Source organism: Oceanicaulis sp. UBA2681, from assembly GCF_002354675.1.
GTDB classification, from domain to species: Bacteria; Pseudomonadota; Alphaproteobacteria; order Caulobacterales; family Maricaulaceae; genus Oceanicaulis; species Oceanicaulis alexandrii.
Genome location: NZ_DEMB01000010.1, coordinates 88,399 through 111,370, shown reverse-complemented (window position 1 = coordinate 111,370; position 22,972 = coordinate 88,399). Strand labels below are relative to the sequence as shown.

The window sequence follows — 22,972 nt, the reverse complement described above, 5'->3', positions numbered from 1 at the left end:
CACTTTTTCCCAGCACATCCCCCTTCCCGCGCGGATCAATGGCTTTACGACTGTTCCGGCGAGGCTTTCGGACTTGTCCACAGCCGCCTGTGGATGACCGGGAATCACTCCCGGAAAACTTCAAGACGTGTATTGCACGATCAATCCGGGTTAAGGATTGCAGACCATGACAGCAGAATCCTACGACCACACCCCCGCCCCGCTGGAAAGCCATTCCCCGCCTCATAATATCGAGGCGGAACAGGCCCTTCTGGGCGCCTTGCTGTTTGATAACGAGGTGTATCACCGCGTCGGCGACTGGCTGAAACCTGATCATTTCTATGATCCGCTGCATGGCCGCATCTATGAAGCGGCGAGCCAGCTGATCATTTCTGGCGCGCTGGCGGACGCTGTGGTGCTGAAAACCCGGTTCGAACGCGATCCGGGCATGAAGGAAGTGGGCGGCGCGGTCTATCTCGCCGATCTGATGCGCGAAGCGCCCGAACCCGCCTCCGCCGGCGAATATGGCCGCCTGATCTATGATCTGGCCATGCGGCGCGAGCTGATCCGGTTCGGCGATGAAGTCTCCCACGCCGCCAATGCGCCGGAGCCCGATGACAGCGCGGAAGACATTCTGCAAGGCGCCGAGCGCCGCCTGTTCGCCCTGGCTGAACAGGGCGGCACATCCAAGGCGCTCGAACCGTTTCATCTGGCGGTCCACAAATCGCTGGAAATCGCCTCGGCGGCCTATAAACGCGGCGGCGGCCTGTCGGGCATCTCCTCGGGGCTGAAATCGCTGGACGCCAAGATGGGCGGCCTGCACCCGTCTGACCTGGTGATCCTCGCCGGGCGCCCCTCCATGGGCAAAACCGCGCTGGCCACCAATATCGCCTTCTCGGTGGCGCGCAATTATCAGGCGGAAGAACAGCCCGACGGCACCCGCAAGACCACCAATGGCGGCATTGTCGCCTTCTTCTCGCTGGAGATGTCGTCTGATCAGCTCGCCACCCGTCTGGTGGCGGACTACACCGGCATTTCCGGCTATCTGATCCGTCAGGGCAAGATCGACGCCGCCCAGTTTGAAGACATTCGCGACGGTGTGCACGAAATCGCCGGCATCCCGCTCTACATCGACGACACGGGCGGCCTGCCCATCGGCTCGCTGATGGCGCGGTGCCGGCGCCTGAAGCGCACCATCGGGCTTGATATGGTGGTGGTGGACTATCTGCAGCTGGTCACGGGTTCGAAAAGCTCGGGCGAGAACCGTGTGCAGGAAATCTCCGAAGTCACCCAGGCTTTGAAAGCGCTGGCGAAGGAACTGTCCGTGCCCGTGATCGCCCTGTCCCAGCTGAGCCGTCAGGTGGAGCAGCGCGAAGACAAGAAGCCCCAGCTGTCCGACCTTCGTGAATCGGGCTCGATCGAGCAGGACGCCGACGTGGTGCTGTTTGTGTATCGCGAGAGCTATTATCTCGAACGCCTGGAGCCCAAGGAAGGCACAGAGCAGCATCTGGCATGGGAAGACGAGATGCGCGAGATCCGCAACCAGGCGGACGTCATCATCGGCAAACAGCGTCACGGCCCGATCGGTTCGGTGAAAGTGGCGTTCGATCCAGATCGTACGAAATTCTCCGATCTCGATTACTCTGGCCGTCAGGATCACGAGTAAGGGCGCGGCGCTGCGCCCTAACGCTTGCTCCCAGGCGCGAGCGCAGCCACATAGAGCGTCAGATGTCTGTTCTCGCTACGCCTTCTGCTGACAATACCCGCGCGCGCCTGATCGTTGATCTGGACGCGGTGTCGCGCAATTTCAAAGTCTTGCAAAAGCTCAGCCCGAACGCCGAGACCAGCGCCGTGGTCAAGGCGAACGCCTATGGGCTGGGCGCCGGGCCTGTGGCGCGGCGGCTGATGAAAGAGGGCGCGCGGACCTTCTTCGTCGCCACTGTGGAAGAAGGCGTCGAAGTGCGTGAAGCCCTGGGCGACGCTACGCCGGACATCTGGGTGTTTTCTGGCTATCGCGCCAAAGACCGTCCGCTCTACGCCAAACACCGACTGGGCGCTGTGCTGAACCAGCCGGGCGAGACCGCGCAATTTCGCGCCGACCCAGTGGGGCCGTGTGCGGTCCATATCGACACCGGGATGGCGCGGCTTGGCTATGGCGCAGGCGATATCAGCGGCTTGCTGACGGCGTTGCAGGCGCTCGACGTCTCCATGGTGATGAGCCATCTCGCCTGTTCTGAAGAGACGGCGTCAGCCCAGAACATTCGCCAGCTGGAGCGCTTTACGGCGCTGACCAACGCCCTGCCTGAAACCCGGTTGAGCCTGGCCAATACCGGCGGCGTCCTGCTGGACGAACGCTATCATTTCGATCTGACCCGGCCCGGCATCGGGCTCTATGGCGCGACGGCTGACCTGAACGCTGACAATCCATTTGAGCCTGCCGTGACCCTTCAAGCGCCGATCCTGCAATTGCGCGAAATCGACGCCGGCGACACGGTCGGTTATGGCGCAACCTATGTGGCGCATTCGCCACGCCTGATCGCGACTGTGGCTGCAGGCTACGCCGATGGCTTGCCCCGCGCGCTGTCGGGGTCAGGATGCGCCCGCATCAATGGATTACGCGCGCCTATCGTTGGAAAACTCAGCATGGATCTGACCATGATCGACGTCACCGGTCTGGAACACGACATCGCCCAGGGCGCCGTGCCTGAATTTTTCGGACCGGACCTGTATCAGGCGGCGGCGCTGGACGGCACCTTGCCCTATGAAATCCTGACCGGGCTCGGCGCCCGGGCCGAGCGCATTTACAAGGGAGCGCCATGAACCCGTTACGCGCCATCGGAGCCGGCCTGCTCGCGCTATTGCGCTCGGCGGGCGCTGTCGCCCTGTTCGCCGGTCATGCGCTGGCGGCCATGGTCCGTCCCCCCTATTTCGGCGGTCAGCTGGTCCAGCAGATCATCAAGATCGGCTTTCTCTCCCTGCCGGTGGTCGGACTGACGGCGCTGTTCACAGGCGCGGCGCTGGCGCTCAACATCTATACCGGCGGCACGCGCTTTAACGCGGAAAGCTTCGTGCCGAACATCGTCGCCATGGGCATTGTGCGCGAGCTGGGCCCGGTCATCGCCTCCTTGATGCTGGCGGGCCGGGTGTCATCGGGCATCGCGGCTGAAATCGGCGCCATGCGCGCCACCGAACAGATCGACGCGCTGCATACCCTGGCCACAGACCCCATGCGCTATCTGATCGCGCCGCGGGTGCTGGCGGGCGTTCTGGTGCTGCCCATCTTGGTCGCAACGGCCGACATCATCGGCATTTACGGCGGCTATCTGGTCAGCGTGCACTCGCTTGATTTCAACCCGACCATCTATGTGCGCAACACCTGGGACTTCCTGGAGAACTGGGACATCATCTCCGGCCTGATCAAGGCCGCGGTGTTCGGCTTCATCCTCACCTTGATGGGGTGCTATCACGGCTATTACGCCCAGGGCGGCGCCCAAGGGGTGGGCCGCGCCGCCACCAACGCCGTCGTCGCCGCGGCGGTGCTGATCTTCGCCGCCAATTATCTGCTCACCTCCCTGTTTGTGTGATCGTCATGACCGAGCGCGTTAAAATCGCCTGGAAGAACATCACGGTGGGCTTTGACGGCCGTAAGCCGGTGCTCAAGGACCTCAATCTCCAAGCCCATGAAGGCCGCTCGCTGGTGATCATCGGCGGCTCTGGCACGGGCAAGTCCGTCACCATCAAGACGGCCCTGGGGCTGATCCGGCCGCAGTCCGGCACGGTCGAGATCGACGGCGTCGCCGTGCGCGCCGGCCATGAAGACGATCCCGGCGTCGCCCAGATCGGCATGTTGTTTCAGTCCGGCGCCCTGTTTGATTCCCTGCCGATCTGGAAGAACGTCGCCTTCCGTCTGCTGCACGCCGAGCATGTGAACGCCGATGAAGCGCGCACCCGCGCCATCGAGGCGCTGGAACAGGTGGATCTGGACGCCCATGTGGCTGACCAGCGCCCCGGCTCGCTGTCGGGCGGCATGCTGAAACGCGCCGCGCTGGCCCGCGCCATCGTCGCGCGGCCGAAAATCCTGTTCTTTGACGAACCCACCACGGGTCTTGATCCCGTGACCGCGGACGTCATCAACAAGCTGATCGTGCGTCAGGTGAAAAATCTCGGCGCCACGGCGGTCTCGATCACCCACGACATGACCTCGATGCGCCATATCGCCGATGATGTGGCCATGGTCAAAGACGGCCAGATCCTGTGGCGCGGCGCGCTCGAGGGCGTGGAGAGCTGCGCCAATGACGAGGTGTGCCGCTTCGTGCGCGGCGAAAGCTCGGAAGAGTGATCGTCTGCGCCTGTTCCGGCGCCAGCCGAATCGCCGCGTTTAGGCTATAGTCCGCCCTCGCCTTTTGTAAGGAGCCCGCATGGCCCGTTCCGACACCGTCTATGTCTGCCAGTCCTGTGGCGGCGTGCACGCCAAATGGGCGGGACGGTGTGATGCCTGCGGGTCCTGGAACACGCTGGTGGAAGAAAGCGGCGCCAGCGCGCCTCTGGGCTCCAGCGCCAAGGCGCCCAGCCGCTCCACCCGCCGCTCGCGGCTGGAGCTGGTGGATCTGGGCAGCGCCACCGAAGACCCCAAGCGCTTTGAAACCGGATTGCGCGAGCTTGACCGCGTCGCCGGCGGCGGGCTGGTGCCCGGCTCGGCCGTGCTGGTGGGCGGCGATCCGGGGATCGGCAAATCCACGCTCCTGTTGCAGGCGGTCGCCCTTCTGGCCAAGGCGGGCGCGAAAGCGGTTTACATCTCTGGAGAGGAAGCCGCCGATCAGGTGCGCCGTCGCGCCCGGCGGCTAGGCCTCGCCGACGCCCCGGTGGCGCTGGCGGCTGAGACAAGCCTTGAGGTCATTCTCGACGGGCTGAAAAAAGAAACGCCGGACATCGCCGTCATCGATTCGGTGCAGACCCTGTGGTCGGATCAATTGGCGGCGGCGCCGGGCACGGTCGCCCAGGTACGCGCCTGCGCGCAGGAGCTGGTCCGGTTCGCCAAGAAGAAGAACACTATCATCATTCTGGTCGGTCACGTCACCAAGGACGGCCAGATCGCCGGCCCGCGCGTGGTCGAGCATATGGTGGACGCGGTCTTGTATTTTGAAGGCGAACGCAGCCACCAGTTCCGCATCCTGCGCGCGGTGAAGAACCGCTTCGGCCCGACCGATGAAATCGGCGTGTTCGAAATGGTCGACGCCGGTTTGCAGGAAGTGGCGAACCCGTCCGCACTTTTTCTGGATGGACGCGGTGAAGCCGCTTCCGGCGCGGCCGTTTTCGCCGGCATGGAAGGCACGCGCCCGGTTCTGACGGAAATTCAGGCGCTTGTAGCGCCCGCCGCGTTCGGCACGCCACGACGTGCGGTTGTGGGCTGGGATTCCGGTCGCCTGGCCATGGTGCTGGCGGTGCTTGAGGCGAGATGCGGCCTTGGATTCGGCGGGCGTGACGTTTATCTGAACGTCGCAGGCGGGTTGAAGATCAACGAACCCGCCGCAGATTTGGCGGTGGCTGCAGCCTTGATCTCTTCGTTCCTGGATACTCCCCTGCCCGCCGAGGGCGTGGCGTTTGGCGAGATTTCCCTGTCTGGCGATGTGCGCCCGGTCGGCCGCGCGGATGCGCGCCTGAAAGAAGCCGCAAAACTGGGGTTCAACCGCGCCCTCGCCCCTGAAGGCGTTGAAGGCGCAGGCGTGCAGGTGGACAGCGTCTCCACTGTTCAGGCGCTCGTGCGCCGATTGGGCCAGGACGCCGTTTAAGGCGCGCAACAGAGGCAGGAAAGGGACAAGATGAACGCAGCACTCGCCGGATTTGATCTCTTCGCCCTCGTCATCCTGTTTGCATCCGGGATCATGGCGCTGATGCGCGGCTTTGTGCGTGAAGCCTTGACCGTGACCGCCCTTGTGGCCGCCGCCCTCGCCGCGCTCTGGACCCGGCCTGTCTTCGCGCCGTTGACCCAATCTGTGATCGGATCGGCGCTCTTCGCCAACCTGATTTCAATGGGCATCGTGTTCTTGCTGGTCTATCTGGCGGTCAGTTTTGTCACCGGGCCGTTGACCCATAACGTCAAACAGGGCGAGGACGTCCCTGTTCTGGACCGGGCTTTGGGGTTTGTTTTCGGTCTGGCGCGCGGCCTGGTGCTGCTGGGCCTTCTGGTTCTGGTGTTCAAGAACACCCTGCCCGGCGCCACGCCCAACTGGCTGACAGGCTCTCGCGTCTATCCGCTGGCCGAGGCCAGCGCCAATCTTTTGCAGTCGCTTGCCCCTGAATCCAGCTGGGTCAACGCCAAGAAGGCTGCAGATCAACCGCAACAGAGCGTTGACGAAGACCCGATCGGTCGGCTTATCGAGCGCACAAACGAGGACGAGGACGGATGAGCTTTCCCAGCCTGACCTATGATCCCGCCACCGACCGGCCGCAGGAAGAATGCGGCGTGTTCGGCGTGCGTCGCGTGGCCGATGCGTCGGTCCTGGCCGCCTTCGGCCTTCACGCCCTGCAGCATCGCGGGCAAGAGGCCTGCGGCATCACCAGCTATGACCGTGAAAAAGGCCGCTTCACCACCGAGCGCCATCTGGGGCTGGTGGGCGAGCACTTCACCGAACCCAAGCGGCTCGAGCGCCTGACGGGCGACATGGCGATCGGCCATGTGCGCTATTCCACCTCCGGCGGGTCGGGCATGCGCAATGTGCAGCCGCTCTATGCCGATGTGCGCGGCGGCGGCATCGCGCTGGCGCACAACGGCAACCTGACCAACGCCCGCAAGCTGCGTGAAGAGCTGGTCGCCGGCGGCGCCATCTTCCAGTCCACCTCGGATTCCGAAGTGATCCTGCAGCTCGCCGCGCGGTCCAAACAGCCTGACTCCGTTGAGCGTCTGATTTCCGCCTTCACCCAGATCGAAGGCGCCTTCGCCCTGGTGGCGATGACCAATGATCTGCTGATCGGCGCGCGTGACCCGCTGGGCATTCGCCCGCTGGTGATGGGCGTGCTGGACGGCGCGACGATCTTCGCGTCCGAGACCTGCGCGCTGGACATGATCGGCGCGCGCTATATTCGCGACATCGAACCGGGCGAAGTGGTGATTGTCTCTGACGACGGACTCGAGACCCGGCGCTACGCCCCGGCCCGTCCCGCGAAAACCTGTGCGTTCGAATACATCTATTTTGCGCGCCCGGATTCAGTGATCGACGGTATTTCCGTTTACGAGGCGCGCAAGCGCATGGGCATCCGCCTGGCCCAGGAATGCCCGGCTGACATTGACGTTGTTGTGCCGGTGCCCGATTCCGGCATGGCGGCGGCTTTGGGCTTCTCAGAAGAGATCGGCCGACCGTTTGACCTGGGGATCATCCGCGCGCACTTCGCCGGCCGGACCTTCATTCAGCCCACCCAGGCCAAGCGCGATCTGGGCGTGCGGCGCAAGCACTCGGCCAATGTCTCGGTGCTGCGCGGCAAGCGCGTCCTGCTGGTCGACGACTCCATCGTGCGCGGCACCACGTCGAAAAAGATCGTACGCATGGTGCGCGAGGCCGGCGCCACGGAAGTGCATTTCCGCTCCGCCTGCCCGCCGATCACCCATCCCGATTTTTACGGCATCGACATGCCGATGCGCGAAGAGCTGATGGCCGCCAGCCATGAGCCCGACAAGATGATCGAGATGCTGGAATGCGACTCGCTAGGCTTCCTCTCCGTGGAAGGGCTCTACTGGGCCATTCACGGCGAAGCCCGCAATCCCGAAAGCCCCCAGCTTGCCGACCATTATTTCACCGGGGATTACCCCACTCGCCTTGTGGACCACGATCGCGCTGCGTCTTCCAAGGATGAACAACTCTCGCTTCTGGTTGACGCATGACCGATACAAAACCGCTTGCAGGCCGCGTGGCGCTGGTGACCGGCGCTTCGCGCGGGCTGGGCTACGCCATTGCCCTGAAACTGGCTGAGGCCGGCGCCGAAATCATCGCCACCGCCCGCACCCAGGCCGGCCTGGAAGAGCTTGACGACGCGATCAAAGCCATGGGCGGCAAGGCCACCCTGGTCCCGCTTGATCTGAACTCGGCTGACGGCATCGAAAAGCTGGCCGAAGCCGTGGCGGGCCGCTGGAAAAAACTCGACATCATGGTGGCGAACGCCGGCGTTCTGGGCACGTTGACGCCCGCCGCGCAAATTCCCTCCAAGGTGTGGAACGAGGTTCTGGCGACCAATCTGATCGCCCCGGCGCGCATGATCCGCGCCTTTGAGGGGCTTCTGAAAGCCTCTGACGCAGGTCGGGCCGTCTTCATGACCTCCGGCGTCGGCAGTCGTCGCGCCAAGGCCTATTGGGCCGCCTATGGCGCCTCCAAAGCCGGGCTCGACAATCTGGTTCAGTCCTGGGCGGAAGAGCTGATTGATACGCCCCTGCGCGCAAACCTGCTCAATCCCGGCGCGACGCGGACCCGCATGCGCGCCAAGGCGGCGCCGGGCGAAGATCCCGAAACCCTGCCGACGCCCGAAGAGATCGCGCCGAAAGTCGTCGAGCTGTGCCTGCCGACCGAGACGCGCAATGGTGAGATCGTCAACGCGCAGGGCTAGGCCTCGCACGCTTTGTCACAAACACGAAAAAGGCGGCCCGCGGGCCGCCTTTTTTATTTGTCCTTGGCGTAGGGGTTTTTCTGCCCCTTCACGATCAGCCGGATCGGCACGCCCGGCAGATCAAACGCCTCTCGCAGACCATTCATCAGATAGCGTTTATAGCTGTCAGGCAATTGCGACGCCCGGCTGGCCATCAGAACGAAGGTCGGCGGTCGCGCCTTGGTCTGGCTCAGATAACGCGGTTTGACCCGGCGGCCGTCCACGGCGGGCGGCGGGTGACGCTGGACCATTTCGGCGAGCCAGTCATTGAGATCGCGGGTTTTCACCTTCACGTCCCAGTTCTTGTGCAGCTCGGAAACGGCCGGCATGATCTTGTCGAGGCCGCGGCCTGAAATCGAGGAGATCGGGATCAGCGGCGCGCCCTTGATCTGCGGCAGAAGACGTTCGAACTCTTCGCGCAACTCGACCAGCTTGGCCTGCTTGTCCTCAATCAGATCCCATTTGGTGATCAGCACGATCAGGCCCCGACCCTCGGTCACCACCTTGTCGGCGATGGTCAGGTCCTGTTTCTCGAACGGGCGTTCTGCATCCACCAGCAGCAAGACGATCTCGGCGAACTTGATGGCGCGCAGGGTGTCCGCCGCGCTCATCCGCTCCAGCCGGTCATCCACCTTGCCGCGTTTTCGCAAGCCCGCCGTATCGTGCAGACGCACGCGGCGGCCATCCCATTCCCACTGGACGGCGATGGCGTCCCGGGTCAGTCCGGCTTCAGGGCCGGTGATGAGACGGTCTTCACCGATCAGGGCGTTGATGAGCGTGGATTTGCCCACATTCGGGCGGCCGGCGACGGCCAGACGCAGGGGCGCGCCCTCTTCATCTTCTTCACCGGTCAGGCCTTGCGCTTCCAGTTCCGACCGGATGCGCGCGCGCACTTGCTTGAGCGCGCCGGTCAGCCGCGAATACAGATCCCCCATCCCCTCGCCATGCGCAGCGGAAATGGGGACAGGCTCTTCCATGCCCAGCTTCCACGCTTCCATGGCGCCGTATTCGCCCTTGGAGCCTTCGCACTTGTTGACGGCGAGGATGACCGGAATGTGATGGCGGCGCAGAATGTCAGCGAAGCGCTCATCCATCGCCGTGACGCCTTCACGCCCGTCGATCAGGAAGATGCAGACATCGGCTTCATCAAGGGCGGCTTCGGTCTGGGCGCGCATGCGCGCCTCGATGCCGGCCTTGTTGTCTTCATAGCCGGCGGTGTCCACCAGACGCAGTTCAAGGTCGCCGATACGGCCACGCGCTTCGCGCCGGTCGCGCGTCACGCCCGGACGGTCGTCCACGATCGCCAGCGGCTTGCCGGCGAGACGATTAAACAGCGTGGACTTGCCCACATTGGGCCGTCCCACAATGGCGAGAGCAGGCAGGGTCGATTTCAAAGAATGGCTCCAGAGCCCCCTGAAATCAGCGTAAAGCGATCAGGCGGCCTTCATCGGTCAGCACGAGCACCGTTTCATCTGCGATCACAGGCGCAATGTAAACCGAATCTCCCAGATTGCGTTCACCCGTCTGCGCGCCCGTCGCCGGGTCATAGATCCGTAAATGGCCCTCCGAGGACGCCACCACAAGACGGTCCCCTGCCAAAATCGGTCCCGCCCAGGACACGCGGTTCTTGCGTTTGCGCTCATTGCGGAACTGCTGCAGCTGGGTCAGCCAGCGCACAGCGCCGGTATTGCGCTCAATCGCGACCAGCTCGGCGTTCACCGTGGTCAGGAAGAGAAAATCACCTGCGATGGTCGGTGCGTTCAAGCCGCCCGCCGGCTGTTCCCAGATGCGCTCGCCGCTGCGAATGTCAAACGCCGCCATCGAGCCTGAATGGCTCATGGCGTAGACCGCATCGCCCAGGATGACAGGGCTGGCGGCGATGTCGTTGATGGTGGAGAGCGGGGTCAGGCCGCCTGCGCGGGTCAGGGAATCTGACCACAGCACGGTGCCGTTCTGCGCCCGAAGGGCTACAAGCTCGCCCGAAGAATACGGCGCGATGACCACTTCACCCAGCACAGCCGGGCTCGGCGAGGTCAGGATGCGCGCCGTCTCGGCGATGGAGCGGTGGGTCCACAACACGTCGCCCGTGTTTGCATCAAGCGCCAGCAATTCATTGTCATCGGTGGACACGAACACCCGGCCGTCCGCCACGGTGGGCGAAGAATGGAACGGAGTCAGCGAATGGGCGCGCCAGATTTCGTCGCCCGTCGCACCGTCCAGCGCCACAAAGAAGCCGCCGCCCGAATGGGCGTAGATGCGGCCGCTGTCAAAAGACAGGCCGCCGCCAAAGGTCAGAACCTGATCGCCGCCCCGGAAGAAAGGCAGGAAGCCGTCGCCTTCCGCTTCGTGCAGGCTGGGATCGTCCAGGCGCGTGCGCCAGATCTCTTCCCCGTCTGACAGGTTCAGCGCCGAGATGCGGCCGCGAGCGTCAATGACATAGGTCACGCCGTCAGACACGACCGGGCGGGCGTTGATGCGCGCATTGCGGCTGGAGCCGTCACCGATGCGAGAGCGCCAGACGATGTTGAGATCGCCGCTGGCCTGGGTGTGCTGCATGGCGTGGGTCGGATACCCGTCCGCTTGCGGCCAGGCCGTATTCACATAAGCCCGCGGCAAGGAGACGACGCCCGCCTCATCCACGCGCAGCGTATCGCCCAGCTCCAGCACAGACCGGCGTTCGGCGGCGGGCGGCGCATTGGGGTCATCGGTCTCTTCGCCCTGAAACGGGTTCAGATTGCTCAGACGTTCGCCGGCGCCGCAGCCCGTCAGCACAAGGCTGGCGGCCATCAGGGCGTAAAGCGGCAGGGTGCGAGACAGGGTCACTGCCCGTCCTCCTCTTGCTCGGCGGTCTGACCCGCAGTCTCAGCTGGCGCTTGCGCCGGCTCCTGAGTATCCGCAGCAGGCTCGGCCGCGGGTTGCGCGGTCATCTCAACCGGCGCCGCTACGGGGGCGCGTTGATTGAGATAGGACTGCGCCTCCACCACGCGCTGGCTCATGCCCTCAGGCATGTCGAGCGCGATCGACAGCAATTGATAACGCTGACGCGCTTCATCCCAGCGTTCGTCGCGCAAGGCCGCAGCGGCCATCAGTTCGCGCGCCAGCAGCCCGACAGGCGCTGCGCCTTCAGTCAGCGGTTCGAGCCGGTTGGCGAGGTCGTCATAGGACAGCGCATCAAACTGGGCGAGCGCCGCCTGATACCGGGCCAGATCCCGGATCATCGGCTCGGGGCTGAGTTCAGCAGCCTGAGCGAACAGGCGCGCCGCCTCATCGCGATTGCCCTGGGACAAGGCGATGTCGCCGCGACGCATCAGCGCCAGGGTTTCGTAGCCGCGCGGCGCAGACTCAGTGAGCGCCTGGAACTGGCTGTCGGCCTGCATGACATCGCCGGCTTCATACAGCTCGGCCGCCGCCTGGAAGGCGTCTGAGGCGCTGTCGGCGCGCTGCTTGGTGGACCATTCAATAAATTGATACGCCCCCACGCCCAGCACGATTGCAGCGACACCGCCGCCAACCCACGGGCCCCATTTCTTGAGAAGGGCTTTGTACCGTTCCTGGCGCAGCTCTTCTTCAACTTCGTCGAAAACGTCGACCACCGGGGCGCTCCACTTGTTTCAAATCTCTGTGCGGCGGACCCTAGCCGCGTGCACCGCGACGGGCAATACGCGCTTGCGGTATCAGCGCTTCTTGGCGCTGTAGACATGATCGGGGCCCGGAAAGGCGCGCGAACGAACTTCGCTGGCGTAGGCCTTGAACGCCGCCTCGGAAACTTCACGTAAGTTGCCGTATTTCTTGACAAACCTCGGTGTCCAGTCGAACAGGCCCAGCATGTCCTGCATCACCAGCACCTGACCATCGCACGCCGATGACGCGCCAATGCCAATTGTGGGGACTGACACCATCTGCGTCACTTCACGCGCCAGGTCTTCGGCCACGCCTTCCACCACAATGGTGAAAGCGCCAGCCTCGTCCATCGCGCGTGCTTCAGCCAGCACCTTGGCGCGGCTGTCGTCGTCTCGGCCCTTGGCCTTGAAGCCGCCATCGGCCAGCGCCGCCTGGGGCCGCAACCCCACATGAGCCACCACCGGAACGGCGCGCTCCACCAGATACCGCACTGTGTCCGCCATCTGCACGCTGGTCTCGAGCTTTACAGCGCCCGCGCCGGTCTCCTGCAACACGCGCACGCAATTGGCGAAGGCCTGCTCTTTGGACTGTTCATAGCTGCCAAACGGCATGTCCACGACCACCAGCGCCTGTTTCGAGCCGCGCATCACCGCCTGACCGTGCAGGATCATCATCTCCAGCGTCACCGAGATGGTGTTGGGCAGGCCATGCACCACCATGCCGACCGAATCGCCCACCAGAATCAAATCGGTGTGCGGATCCATGACAGCGGCCATCGGCGCGTCATAAGCCGTCAGAGAGACAATGGGCTCACCGCCCTTGCGAGCGCGGATGTCGGGCGGGGTGAGCCGCTTGATCGGCGCCTGGGTTTGAGCGGACATGGAGGGGACTCCCTAACAATCAGAGCCCGGCAGACTATCGCGCTTTCGCAGGCGCACAAGTCAGCTGGCGTCACTGTATCGTGTAGGGATCAGATATAGCTGCGCACGCCGGGCAGCACCCAGGCGAAGCCCAGCGCTACAAGAGCCAGGATGGCCGTCACCAGGGCTTCCGGACCGAAAAAGGACAAGGCCTGCCCCATCACCCCATTGACCTGATCCACAGGCGCCAGCGAGACAAGGTTTTCCAGCTGGCTGCCCGCCACCGCAGAGCCAGTCGCCCCGGCGCCGCCCAGCGCCAGAAAGCGCACCCGGTCGGGATTGGCGAGACGCTTGGCGACATGCTCCACAAAAACCGGGTCGTCCTGCGGCGGCGCCACCTCGGCGAACATCGCCGTCAGGTCCGCATCAAAGGCGTCGTCGTTCAGATGATCATGTTCGTCCGTCATGCCGCCGCCTCCTTGCGTTCGAACCAGGCTTTCAACTTGCCCTTGCCGCGATTGACATGGCTCTTCACCGTGCCGAGCGGAAGGCCTGTAACCTCCGCTGCGTCAGAATGCGACAATCCTGACGCATAACATAGTACGACACAGACCCGCTCTTCCTCACCCAATGTGGCGAGCGCCCGGTCGAGATCCACCCGCGCGCCGCCATCGCTAGGCGCCTGGTGGGTCTCCATGGGTTGGGCCTTGAGCTTTTCCATCGTCTTGTCGATCGCCTTGCGCTTTCGCGCGCTCATCAGGAATTCGTTGTAGGCGATCCGGCACAGCCAGGCCTTGAATGATCCTGCGCCTGAATAGGCGGAGATCTTGTTATAGGCCTTGATGAACGTCTCCTGCGCCAGATCATCGGCCAGGGCGGCGTTGCGGCATAATCGCATCAGCACGGCGCGCACAGCGGACTGGTAGCGGGTGACCAGAGAGGAGAACGCCCTCTGGTCCTTGCCCGCGATCACCATCGCTATCAGTTCGCCATCACTGGGCGTCATGCCACAGCTCCCCCTGACAAGACCGGATCAGTCCTGATCTTTCTTGCGCGAGAACAGCCCGAACAGCATCAGAACCACGCCGATAAAGCCAGGGAAGGCGGAAACGGCGACCATAATCGTCACAACCTGATTGTCGCCCTCAACCGTGCCGATCGCGACTCCCAACACGATCAATGCGGCTGCAATAGCGATGAGGATCGCGCCGGCTTTCAGATCGCCGCCTTTCGGCTTTTCCTGAACACCCAGCGCCTTGATGGTCTCGGGGCTCAATTGCTGACCGCTGCGCACCGCTTCGCGGACCGTCTCAAGCACGGCTTTCCGCCGTGATGCCGACCCGATCACATTCAGCGCGACGATCGCCACGACCATCGTGAACAAGCCCAGCGGAATCAGAACTTCTTCCATAATCAACCTCCAGATTTGGGACGCGCTCAAGGCGTCCTGTACTGCTTAGATGCCGGGTGCGGTGCGATTGGATGCAAACTCGACGACGGCGACGCCAAAAAGCTGCATGTGGAAATAAGCGATCAACGCGGACGCCAGCAAGCCAATAAGCACAGCGGTGAGATCCGCCCACAATTGACCGGGCCGCGCAAAGTGCCCGCCGCTCCAATAACCCTCCACCAGCAAGATCGCAGACCAGCCCGCGAACGCGCCGAACAAAACGATGGACGCCAGCTCGCCATTGGCCAGGAGGTGAGATCCCGACCACAGAAAGACGCCCAGCGTCATCGGGTGGCGCGTGATCGAACGGATATGGCTGGGCAGATAGGTGGCGATGATCAGGATCAGCGACAGCGGCACCGCCACCAGCGCCAATGTGCGCGTCCAAGCGGGCGGCCACCAGATATTGACCGACGGGTGGGCCAGAATCTGGCCATAGATGATCAAGGTCAGACCGATCGTGCTGAGCACGGAATAGAAGATCGCAAACAGCGCTTCGCCGGTCACTTTGACCACCAGCGCCTTGATCCCCAGAACTCGCGTCAGGTGAACCCCGATAAAAAAGATCAGGCCTGTGATCAGCACGCCCATAAACAGCCCTCCCCTTGAGCCATGCAAACCTAGACCGACTCTCGCCCTGCTGGCGAGTGGAAGTGTCGGTCTGCGGCGCCACGTCTAATTGCCCCCGCTCCGAAAGAGACCAGACTGAAAAAGGATTTGCGGAGGCTCCATGACTGATCTGCTGCGGTTCTTACTGCGTCACGCCATTCTGGGCATGGCGATCGGCATCGCCTTCACAGCGGTGCTCCTGGTTCTGGATGTCGGTCATCTCAGACGCCTGACCGAAGGCCGTCTGACTGGCCTCGGCGTCCGGCTGCTTCTGGCTTTCTTTATCGGTTCCACATTCGCCAGCCTGCAGATGGGCATCGCGGTGATGTACAACCCGCCCGGCGATGGAGCGTCTGATGATGCTGACGATGGGGCTGGCGAAGACTGATCGCCTTTCCCATCTGACTCTTTCGTAATGCGCGGCCGCTGCGTGGACTGTTTCATCGCAAGGGGGCGATGCCCTATGGTGCGCGCAATCGAGCCAACATCCTTTGGGAGGGGATATCTCATGCGTTCACTTCTTCTCGCCGCCGCCAGCGGGCTGGCGCTCGCCGCCTGCAGCCAACCGGCTGACACCTCATCTGACGCCGGCGCCGCATCGAGCACCGACACCCAGGCCGCACAGCAAATGCAGGATGCGTCCATGACCGATCAGGCTGAGGCGACAAACCCGCTGATCGCGGAATGGGACGGCCCGTTCGGCGGCGTGCCCGCCTTTGACCAGATGGAGCTGTCTGATCTGCGTGACGCGCTGGAGATCGGCATGGACCGCTCCCGCGCCGAGATCGAAGCCATCGCCAACAATCCCGACGCGCCGACCTTTGAAAACACCATTGTCGCCATGGAGCGCACCGGCGACGCCCTGGACCGCGTGTTTGTCTATTACGGCATCTGGTCGTCCAATATGAGCTCGCCCGAGTTCCGCGAGATCCAGCGCGAAATGGCGCCGGTCCTGTCGGCTTTCTCATCGGAAATCACCCAGAACGAAGAGCTGTTCGAACGTATCCGCTCCGTCTACGAAGGCGAGGAAATGGCGACGCTGCGCCCCGACCAGCAGCGCCTTGTCCAGCTCACCTATGACAGCTTCGCCCGCAATGGCGCGACTCTGGAAGGCGCCGAAGCCGAGCGCTACGCCGCCATTCAGTCGCGTCTGGCCGAACTGCACACCCGTTTCGCCAACAATGTGCTGGCGGATGAAGAAAACTACGTCACCTATCTCAATGACGATCAGCTGTCCGGCCTGCCGGAAAGCTTCGTCACCGCCGCCGCCAATCTGGCCGCCCAGCGCGATCATGAAGGCGAGTACGCCGTCCTGAACACGCGCTCCTCGATGGATCCGTTCCTGACCTATTCAGACGAGCGCGATCTGCGCGAGGAAGTCTGGCGCACCTATTACAATCGTGGCGACAATGGCGATGAGTACGACAACAACGCCATCATCGCCGAAATCCTGCAGCTGCGCGACGAGCGCGTCGGGCTTCTGGGCTATGACAATTACGCCCAATGGCGTCTGGAAAACCGCATGGCGGGCAATCCGGAGAACGCGCTGGAGCTGATGGAGACCGTCTGGCCGGCCGCCATCGCCCGCGTCGAGGAAGAAGTCGCCCAGATGCAGGCGCTGGCCGATGAGCGCGGCGACGACATCACCATCGAGCCGTGGGATTACCGCTACTACATGGAAAAGGTGCGTCAGGCCGAATACGACCTGAACTCCGAGGAAGTGAAGCAGTACTTCAACATCGAGAACCTGCGCGAAGCCATGTTCTACGTGTCGGGCGAGCTGTTCGGCTTCGCCTTTGAAGAGATCACTGACGGCTCCGTGCCGGTCTTCCACCCCGATGTGCGCGTCTGGGAAGTGACCGACAATGAAAGCGGCGATCATATCGGCCTGTGGTATCTCGATCCGTACGCCCGCCAAGGCAAGCGCTCGGGCGCCTGGGCGACCAGCTATCGCGGTCACACCACGTTTGACGGTGAAGAAACCGTGCTGTCGTCGAACAACTCAAACTTCATCCAGGGCGCGCCCGGCGAGCCTGTGCTGATCAGCTTTGACGATGCGACGACCTTCTTCCACGAAATGGGTCACGCGCTGCACGCCCTGTCCTCGAATGTCGCCTATCCGTCGCTGAATGGCGGCGTGCGCGACTACACCGAGTTCCAGTCCCAGCTTCTGGAGCGCTGGGTGCTGACCGAGCCGGTGATCGAGAACTATCTGCGTCACGCCGAAACCGGCGAGCCGATGCCTGATGATCTGGTGGCTCGCATCCGCGCCGCCTCGACCTTCAACCAGGGCTTTGCGACCACCGAGTATCTCGCCTCGGCGCTTGTGGACATGTACTTCCACACCGCCGATCCTGAAGGCATCGACCCCGACGCGTTCGAGCGGGAAACGCTGGAGCGTCTGGGCATGCCCGACGAGCTGCCCATGCGTCACCGCACCCCGCACTTCGGCCACATCTTCTCCGGCGAAGGCTATTCGGCGGGTTATTACGGCTATATGTGGGCGGACGTTCTGACCTCTGACGCGGCGGAAGCCTTCGCCGAAGCGCCGGGCGGATTCTACGACGCCGAAGTCGCCGAACGCATGGTTCAGTACCTGTTCGCACCGCGCAACTCGATTGATCCGGCCGAGGCCTATCGCCAGTTCCGCGGCCGCGACGCCACCGTCGAGCCGCTGATGCGTGACCGGGGCTTCCCGGTTCCGGGCGAAGAGGGAGAGGGCGAATAAGCCTCTTACCCTACCGACAAGACAAGGCGGGCGGCTCAACGAGCCGCCCGTTTTTGTTTCCGCTCCCCTAGAACGGCAGTTCGGTCAGGTCCGGCAACGGCGCCGTGATCCGTGCGCTATCCACATCCTCGCCCGCCATGAAGGCGTGCATGACCGCATGAACCTCAGGCGTCGTCATGTAGAGGTTGTGGCCTGCGTTCTCGACGATCACCCAGTCCAAATCGCTCATGCCCGCCAGAGCGGCGCGTTGACTGTCCGGATAGGTGCGGCCATCCAGCGTGCCGGACAGCAGCAGGATCGGCGTATCGCCCTGCGGCGCGGCGCGAAACCCGTCGCCCAGATCCAGCCCGTCCCAGAGGCGGTTCAGCTGCGGCATGGGAAAGTTCAGATACGCGCCCAGAAGCGCGGTTTGCGCTTCGGCCTCCACCTGCGCCAGCCGCGCATCGGTGATGCCGGACGCCAGGTCCATCGCCGTGGACATCGGGCTCAGGCTGATCGGTTCGCCCAGATCATAAAAGCGGCCGATCAGAGCCGCGGCGAGGTTTGCACTACCCGCCTGATCGAGCTCTGCATACATCGCCAGCGCGATGGCCGCCGAACCGGGGTCCGCGATCAGGCCCGAGGTCATTTGCTGCAAGTCCCGGCGTTGCAACAGGTAGGGCGTGGCGCCGCCCTGTTGGTCTGGAATTTCCAGCATCAGGGGCTCCGCCTGCAGACGCGCATGCACGCGCCGCATCATGCCGGCGATGTCAGGGTAAGCCGCAGCAGCGGCCGGCTGGGCATTCACAGCCTGCTGCAGCCTTTCAATGTAGGCCTCTGTTTGTGATGGCAGTTTGACGGTCTGATCCAGGCCTTCGGCGCTGGCGAGGATCGCGCGATCAATCTCGTCGGGAATGGATTTGAGCGCCGCCATGGCCAGATGCGTGCCGTAGGAAATTCCCCACAGCGTCATCTGCTCGGCGCCCAGATGCGCACGCAGATCTGACAGATCCGCCACGCTCTGCTGGGTCGTGTACCCCTCAATGGCTACGCCCTCTTCGCGCCAGAAGGCGCGGCACTCCAGCGCCGCCTGGCGATAGGCGTCCGCATACTCAGCGTCCGTACTCGGCTCGGTCTCTGAGACCTCGACGCTGGAGATGCATTGCGGCAGATCATTGCGCGACAGCCCCGTACCGCGCTGGTCAAAGGCGATGACGTCGCCATGACGGCGCATCTGCATGAACAGATCAAAGCGTTGGCGGCGGGCCGTCCCCGTGCCGGAGCCGCCCGGCCCGCCGGCGAGATAAACAATGGGCGGACCATTCGCGCCTTCCAGCGCCGGGAAGCGGACATAACCGATCTCGATCATCCGGCTGTCCGGATCATTGCGGTTTTCGGGCGCCTGGAACGCGCCTTGGTACGCCTGGACGCTGTCGCTGGCATTACTGGTGAAGGTTATGGGATCTTCCGCCTGAGCGGCGCCTGTCAGCGCCAGAGCGGAAACGATTGCAAACAAGCCTGACCGCATGTGTTTCTCCATTATGACATCATCCCGCTCTTGCGGCGGGGCAAGGAGCATGGTTGGTCTGATCAGCGCCCTGTGTCAGGCGCGCTTCGGTCAGCGGCGCGGCCTGATCGGTGAACGGCGCCCGGAGAGAGCCCAGTTGAAGATCCAAGCGCACACCCTGCTCCCCCTTGCATTGGCGCTGCTGATTGGGCTCGCCCTGCCGTCTGACGCGCACGCACGCCAGGCCATCAATCTCAGCGGCCTTCCCATGGTGGTCTGCCCTGTCGAAGCTCAACAAGCCTCGCCGCCGACTTTCGATGCGTCCACGTGCGAACCCGGCCGGTTTTACGCCCTTGATCCGCAAGGCCGGGACCTCTGGGCGCGACTGACTTTCACCGTCGATCAGGACTGGATCGACACCTCCGGGCCCAAAGGCGTCTTCATTTCAGGCCTCGCCGCCAGCGAATTGCATCTGAACGGGGTGAAGATCGGCGCCAACGGCCAGCCCGGCCCAGACCGGGCGTCAGAACGTCCCGGACGCATCGATTACGCCGCCCACGCCCCGCGCGACCTATTTGTGGCGGGCGAGAACACGCTGGATCTGCACCTGTCCAGCCATCACGGCTTTCTGACCCTGAGAGCGCCGATGCAAGGCCTGTTTCTGGACGAGTACGGCTCTCCCACAGCTGATATTCTGAGCTATTACTGGCCCGGACTGATCATGCTCGGCGTGTTCATTCTGGGCGTTCTCGTATTTCTGGCCATGGCCGCGCGGTCAGAAGACCGCGAAGCGCCAATCATCCTCGCCGTGATGAGCGCCAGCCTGGGCGCGCAGCTCTTGATCGAGACGTCTCGCGGCCTCGTCGCCTATCCCTACCCGCTGCATGATGCGCGGTTGATCGGCATTGTTCTGGGCGCCTATCTCTTCTCGCTCAGCTTGATCGCCCATGGCTTGAAGGAATTCTCCGCTCTCACCCTCAAGCGCCGCCTGTCAGGACTGCTCGGCGCCGCTGTGTTGCTGCTGGCGCCGGTCGCTCTGGCCCGCGGATTTGACGGCAAGACCTGGACCACACTCACTTTGGCGTTCGGCCTTGTTGCGCTCATCGCAGGATATGCGGCATGGAAGGGACGGCGAGATGTCTGGCCCTACATCGTCGGGTTCAGCTTCGCCATGGTCCTGGCGGTCTTCACCCAAAGCCAGTTCATCGACTTGCACCTGTACTGGCTGGGGGCGCTGTTTCTGATCGCGCTGTTCGTCCGGCAGGCGCTGACCCTGATCCGAGAGCAGGCGCGCCGACGCGCCGAAACCCGCCGCGCCGAAGCCCTGGACGCTGCTCTCGCTCTTGCGCAACAAGCGTCCAAGCCCGCCGTGCTGACGCTCGAGAGCGCAGGGCGCACCGATTATGTCCGCACGGAAGAGATCGTCCGCATTCAAGGCGCGGGCGATTATGTGGATCTGGTCTATGCCGATGGCCGCACCGTGCTTTACACGTTGACGCTGACGGCGCTCGAACAGCTTCTGCCGCCCACATTCCTGCGAGTGCACCGCTCACACATCGTCAACACCGCCCATGTGGGACGGCTGGACCGTGAGCCGGGTGGCGGGGGACGGCTGGTGATGACCGGAGAGATCGAAGTCCCCGTCAGTCGCAGGATTATGCCTCGCGTGAAAACCGCCTTATCGCAGGCAGGCGGAGCCTCCGCTGCAACGACCACCCTTTGAGCGGAACGTGTCCAAGCCCCGGACGTTAGCAAAGAGACCCCGATGGCTGAGGACGCGTGCTTGTAAGCCGCCCACAGCCCCTTACCTCTAGCGGCACATCCCCCGATAGGAGCTCCCCCCATGAATATCCTGATGGTCCTGACTTCACACGATCAACTTGGCGACACCGGCGAGAAGACCGGCTTCTGGCTCGAAGAATTCGCCGCGCCCTATTACGCCTTCAAGGATGGCGGCGCGAAGCTCACCCTCGCATCGCCCAAGGGCGGCCAGCCGCCGCTGGATCCCAAAAGCGACAGCGAAGACGCCCAGACCGAAGACACAAAACGATTCAAAAGCGACGAAGACGCGCAAAAAGCGCTCGCCAATACGGTGAAGCTCTCAACTGTGAGCGCCGATGATTTTGGCGCCGTCTTCTATCCCGGCGGCCACGGCCCGCTCTGGGATCTGACCAATGACGATGACAGCGTGGCGTTGATCGAGTCGTTCTGGAACGCTGACAAGCCGGTCGCAGCGGTTTGTCACGCCCCGAGCGTTCTTCTGAACGCCAAGGACGAGCATGGCCATCCGCTGGTGAAGGGCCGCAAGGTCTCCGGCTTCACCAATTCAGAAGAAGAGGCTGTGGGCCTGACCAATGTCGTCCCCCTCCTGCTCGAAGACGCCCTGAAGGAAAAGGGCGGCGATTATCACAAGGGCGAGGACTGGGCGCCGTTCGCGGTGTCTGACCACCGCCTGATCACCGGCCAGAACCCGGCCTCCTCCAAACCGGTCGCTGAAGCGTTGATGGCCCAGCTCAAGATCGGCTAAGCGACCGCCCTTCCAGAAAGCCCCCGGCGGACTTGTCCGCACGGGGGCTTTTTTATGCGCTCAGGCGCGAGGGGCGCGACCGCCCGTGGCCACGCCGGACACCAGAAAGGCCAGCGCCAGCACGCTCAGAATGGCCGCGACCACATAGAACTCGGCGTCATAGCTGCCCAACGCGCCGGTATATCCCAGGATCGCGAACACGCCCGCCAGACCGGCGAACAGCGTCACCAGAAACCCCGTCGCGCCATTCGCCCGCGGCTGTGTGGTCTCATATGTCGCCAAGGGCGCATCAATATCGGTGAGCAAGGCCTCAGGCGGCTCCTGACCGGAGGCGGCATAGGCTTTGAGAAGTTCGAGCCGGGCTTGTGTGTTCTTGAACCGCATCAGGCTGCTCCACCCGGCGGCGATAAAGAAGCCGAGCGGAAACAGAAGCCACCAATACGCGCTGAAAAGTGCGACGAAGCTGTCCATGAATCAGGTCTCCTGTGCCTGACACGCCTTCAGCGGCGCGCCGTGTCCGTCACCCTCAAGGAGTGATCTGAGGCACAATATGACCCAGGAGCGACGGCTTCGTCAGGGCAGCCTGTCACGTCAAAACGGTGACATGTGTCATGCAGGCGGCGCTGCGAACACCGCCCCGTTTGCGCGCTTTAGTAATGCGGCGGCTTCTCATTGCCGGGGGAAGGCAAGCCCGCCTCCAGCTCAGCGATCCGGCCGTCAGACTGGCTCAACCGGGTCTTCAGTGCCTCGATTTCCTTGGTCTGACGGGTCAGGACCTCGGACAGATCATCGAGCATCTGCTGCTGCTCGGCCACATGGATTTCAAGCTGATCGAGGCGGTTGGAACTCATCACACGCTTCCTGGCGTTTCAATCACGAGCACGCGCGCAGCGCCTTGCGGGTGCGCCACATGGGCGTCACCGGACTGGGCGTGAAACACGTCGCCCTCGTCCATTGGCAGAATAGAGATATCACCGGCAGCGTTCTTGACGTGCATGTCGAGTTTGCCCTTGAGCAGGACAAACACTTCCGGCCCGTCATTGACGTGCCACTTATAGGGCTGGTCGGTCCAGTGCATCCG

Annotated in this window: 24 protein-coding genes; 12 read left to right on the top strand and 12 right to left on the bottom strand. The window is 63.4% G+C overall.

Translation table 11 applies throughout. The features are described from left to right. Positions 1–166 precede the first annotated feature (166 nt). From B3M53_RS07235 to B3M53_RS07200, 8 genes are all read left to right on the top strand, one after another. Entirely contained in the window at positions 167–1,645 is a 1,479-nt protein-coding gene (locus B3M53_RS07235; protein WP_273020171.1) for a replicative DNA helicase, read from the top strand. A gap of 62 nt (positions 1,646–1,707) precedes the next feature. Next, positions 1,708–2,799, top strand: a complete 1,092-nt coding sequence (gene alr, locus B3M53_RS07230; RefSeq protein ID WP_273020170.1) for an alanine racemase — start codon at positions 1,708–1,710, stop codon at positions 2,797–2,799. Then, positions 2,796–3,563 (top strand): MlaE family ABC transporter permease, encoded by a 768-nt coding sequence (locus B3M53_RS07225; protein WP_022701990.1) that lies wholly within the window; start codon positions 2,796–2,798, stop codon positions 3,561–3,563. The genes alr and B3M53_RS07225 overlap by 4 nt, the downstream gene beginning before the upstream one ends. 5 nt (positions 3,564–3,568) lie before the next feature. Then, on the top strand, positions 3,569–4,318 hold the full coding sequence (locus tag B3M53_RS07220; RefSeq protein WP_022701989.1) for an ABC transporter ATP-binding protein: 750 nt from the start codon (positions 3,569–3,571) through the stop codon (positions 4,316–4,318). Between the two features lie 79 nt (positions 4,319–4,397). Beyond that, positions 4,398–5,768, top strand: a complete 1,371-nt coding sequence (gene radA / locus B3M53_RS07215; RefSeq protein ID WP_273020169.1) for a DNA repair protein RadA — start codon at positions 4,398–4,400, stop codon at positions 5,766–5,768. Between the two features lie 30 nt (positions 5,769–5,798). Then, the gene (locus tag B3M53_RS07210) at positions 5,799–6,386 is read left to right on the top strand and encodes a CvpA family protein (protein WP_022701987.1); all 588 of its coding nucleotides are present in this window, start codon (positions 5,799–5,801) and stop codon (positions 6,384–6,386) included. Continuing rightward, positions 6,383–7,855: an amidophosphoribosyltransferase gene (gene purF, locus B3M53_RS07205; protein WP_022701986.1), complete on the top strand. Its 1,473-nt coding sequence runs from the start codon at positions 6,383–6,385 to the stop codon at positions 7,853–7,855. Before B3M53_RS07210 ends, purF begins: the two co-directional genes overlap by 4 nt. Continuing rightward, positions 7,852–8,571, top strand: a complete 720-nt coding sequence (locus B3M53_RS07200) for an SDR family NAD(P)-dependent oxidoreductase (protein ID WP_160091904.1) — start codon at positions 7,852–7,854, stop codon at positions 8,569–8,571. Before purF ends, B3M53_RS07200 begins: the two co-directional genes overlap by 4 nt. A gap of 53 nt (positions 8,572–8,624) precedes the next feature. Here B3M53_RS07200 and der read toward each other — a convergent pair whose 3' ends face one another. The 8 genes from der to B3M53_RS07160 all read right to left on the bottom strand — a co-directional run bounded on the left by der (position 8,625) and on the right by B3M53_RS07160 (position 15,132). Beyond that, positions 8,625–10,004, bottom strand: a complete 1,380-nt coding sequence (gene der, locus B3M53_RS07195; RefSeq protein ID WP_160091905.1) for a ribosome biogenesis GTPase Der — start codon at positions 10,002–10,004, stop codon at positions 8,625–8,627. A gap of 25 nt (positions 10,005–10,029) precedes the next feature. Further along, complete coding sequence (locus tag B3M53_RS07190; RefSeq protein ID WP_273020168.1) at positions 10,030–11,433, bottom strand: PQQ-binding-like beta-propeller repeat protein; 1,404 nt, start codon at positions 11,431–11,433, stop codon at positions 10,030–10,032. Beyond that, on the bottom strand, positions 11,430–12,203 hold the full coding sequence (locus B3M53_RS07185; protein ID WP_273020167.1) for a tetratricopeptide repeat protein: 774 nt from the start codon (positions 12,201–12,203) through the stop codon (positions 11,430–11,432). Before B3M53_RS07185 ends, B3M53_RS07190 begins: the two co-directional genes overlap by 4 nt. An 81-nt stretch (positions 12,204–12,284) precedes the next feature. Continuing rightward, positions 12,285–13,112, bottom strand: coding sequence for a 3-methyl-2-oxobutanoate hydroxymethyltransferase (gene panB, locus B3M53_RS07180; protein WP_273020166.1), 828 nt, complete (start codon positions 13,110–13,112; stop codon positions 12,285–12,287). An 89-nt stretch (positions 13,113–13,201) separates the two neighbouring features. After that, entirely contained in the window at positions 13,202–13,558 is a 357-nt protein-coding gene (locus B3M53_RS07175) for a hypothetical protein (RefSeq protein ID WP_022701980.1), read from the bottom strand. After that, positions 13,555–14,097, bottom strand: a complete 543-nt coding sequence (locus B3M53_RS07170) for an RNA polymerase sigma factor (RefSeq protein WP_022701979.1) — start codon at positions 14,095–14,097, stop codon at positions 13,555–13,557. Before B3M53_RS07170 ends, B3M53_RS07175 begins: the two co-directional genes overlap by 4 nt. Before the next feature lie 27 nt (positions 14,098–14,124). Then, positions 14,125–14,502, bottom strand: coding sequence for a DUF6249 domain-containing protein (locus tag B3M53_RS07165; RefSeq protein WP_022701978.1), 378 nt, complete (start codon positions 14,500–14,502; stop codon positions 14,125–14,127). 45 nt (positions 14,503–14,547) lie between these two features. After that, positions 14,548–15,132, bottom strand: a complete 585-nt coding sequence (locus B3M53_RS07160; protein WP_022701977.1) for an NnrU family protein — start codon at positions 15,130–15,132, stop codon at positions 14,548–14,550. Between the two features lie 139 nt (positions 15,133–15,271). Between B3M53_RS07160 and B3M53_RS07155 the strand changes: the two genes are divergently transcribed. Both B3M53_RS07155 and B3M53_RS07150 read left to right on the top strand, forming a co-directional pair. Beyond that, positions 15,272–15,538 carry a hypothetical protein gene (locus B3M53_RS07155; RefSeq protein WP_273020165.1) on the top strand — a complete coding sequence of 89 codons (267 nt, stop codon included), beginning with the start codon at positions 15,272–15,274 and terminating at the stop codon, positions 15,536–15,538. A gap of 120 nt (positions 15,539–15,658) precedes the next feature. Beyond that, positions 15,659–17,878 (top strand): M3 family metallopeptidase, encoded by a 2,220-nt coding sequence (locus B3M53_RS07150; RefSeq protein WP_273020164.1) that lies wholly within the window; start codon positions 15,659–15,661, stop codon positions 17,876–17,878. 67 nt (positions 17,879–17,945) lie between these two features. On the opposite strand, the gene B3M53_RS07145 is transcribed toward B3M53_RS07150, so the two are convergent. Further along, positions 17,946–19,385: an alpha/beta fold hydrolase gene (locus B3M53_RS07145; protein WP_273020163.1), complete on the bottom strand. Its 1,440-nt coding sequence runs from the start codon at positions 19,383–19,385 to the stop codon at positions 17,946–17,948. Between the two features lie 49 nt (positions 19,386–19,434). On the opposite strand from B3M53_RS07145, the gene B3M53_RS07140 reads away from it, so the two are divergent. Both B3M53_RS07140 and B3M53_RS07135 read left to right on the top strand, forming a co-directional pair. Beyond that, the gene (locus B3M53_RS07140) at positions 19,435–21,087 is read left to right on the top strand and encodes a LytTR family DNA-binding domain-containing protein (protein WP_273020162.1); all 1,653 of its coding nucleotides are present in this window, start codon (positions 19,435–19,437) and stop codon (positions 21,085–21,087) included. A 120-nt stretch (positions 21,088–21,207) separates the two neighbouring features. After that, positions 21,208–21,891, top strand: a complete 684-nt coding sequence (locus B3M53_RS07135; RefSeq protein ID WP_273020161.1) for a type 1 glutamine amidotransferase domain-containing protein — start codon at positions 21,208–21,210, stop codon at positions 21,889–21,891. 60 nt (positions 21,892–21,951) lie between these two features. Here the strand turns inward: B3M53_RS07135 and B3M53_RS07130 are convergent, their stop codons facing one another. The 3 genes from B3M53_RS07130 to B3M53_RS07120 all read right to left on the bottom strand — a co-directional run. Beyond that, entirely contained in the window at positions 21,952–22,362 is a 411-nt protein-coding gene (locus B3M53_RS07130; protein WP_273020160.1) for a hypothetical protein, read from the bottom strand. 179 nt (positions 22,363–22,541) lie between these two features. Beyond that, positions 22,542–22,742 (bottom strand): SlyX family protein, encoded by a 201-nt coding sequence (locus tag B3M53_RS07125; RefSeq protein WP_273020159.1) that lies wholly within the window; start codon positions 22,740–22,742, stop codon positions 22,542–22,544. After that, on the bottom strand, positions 22,742–22,972 hold a 231-nt coding region (locus B3M53_RS07120; RefSeq protein ID WP_286800013.1), incomplete at its 5' end, for a cupin. The genes B3M53_RS07125 and B3M53_RS07120, both read right to left, overlap by 1 nt.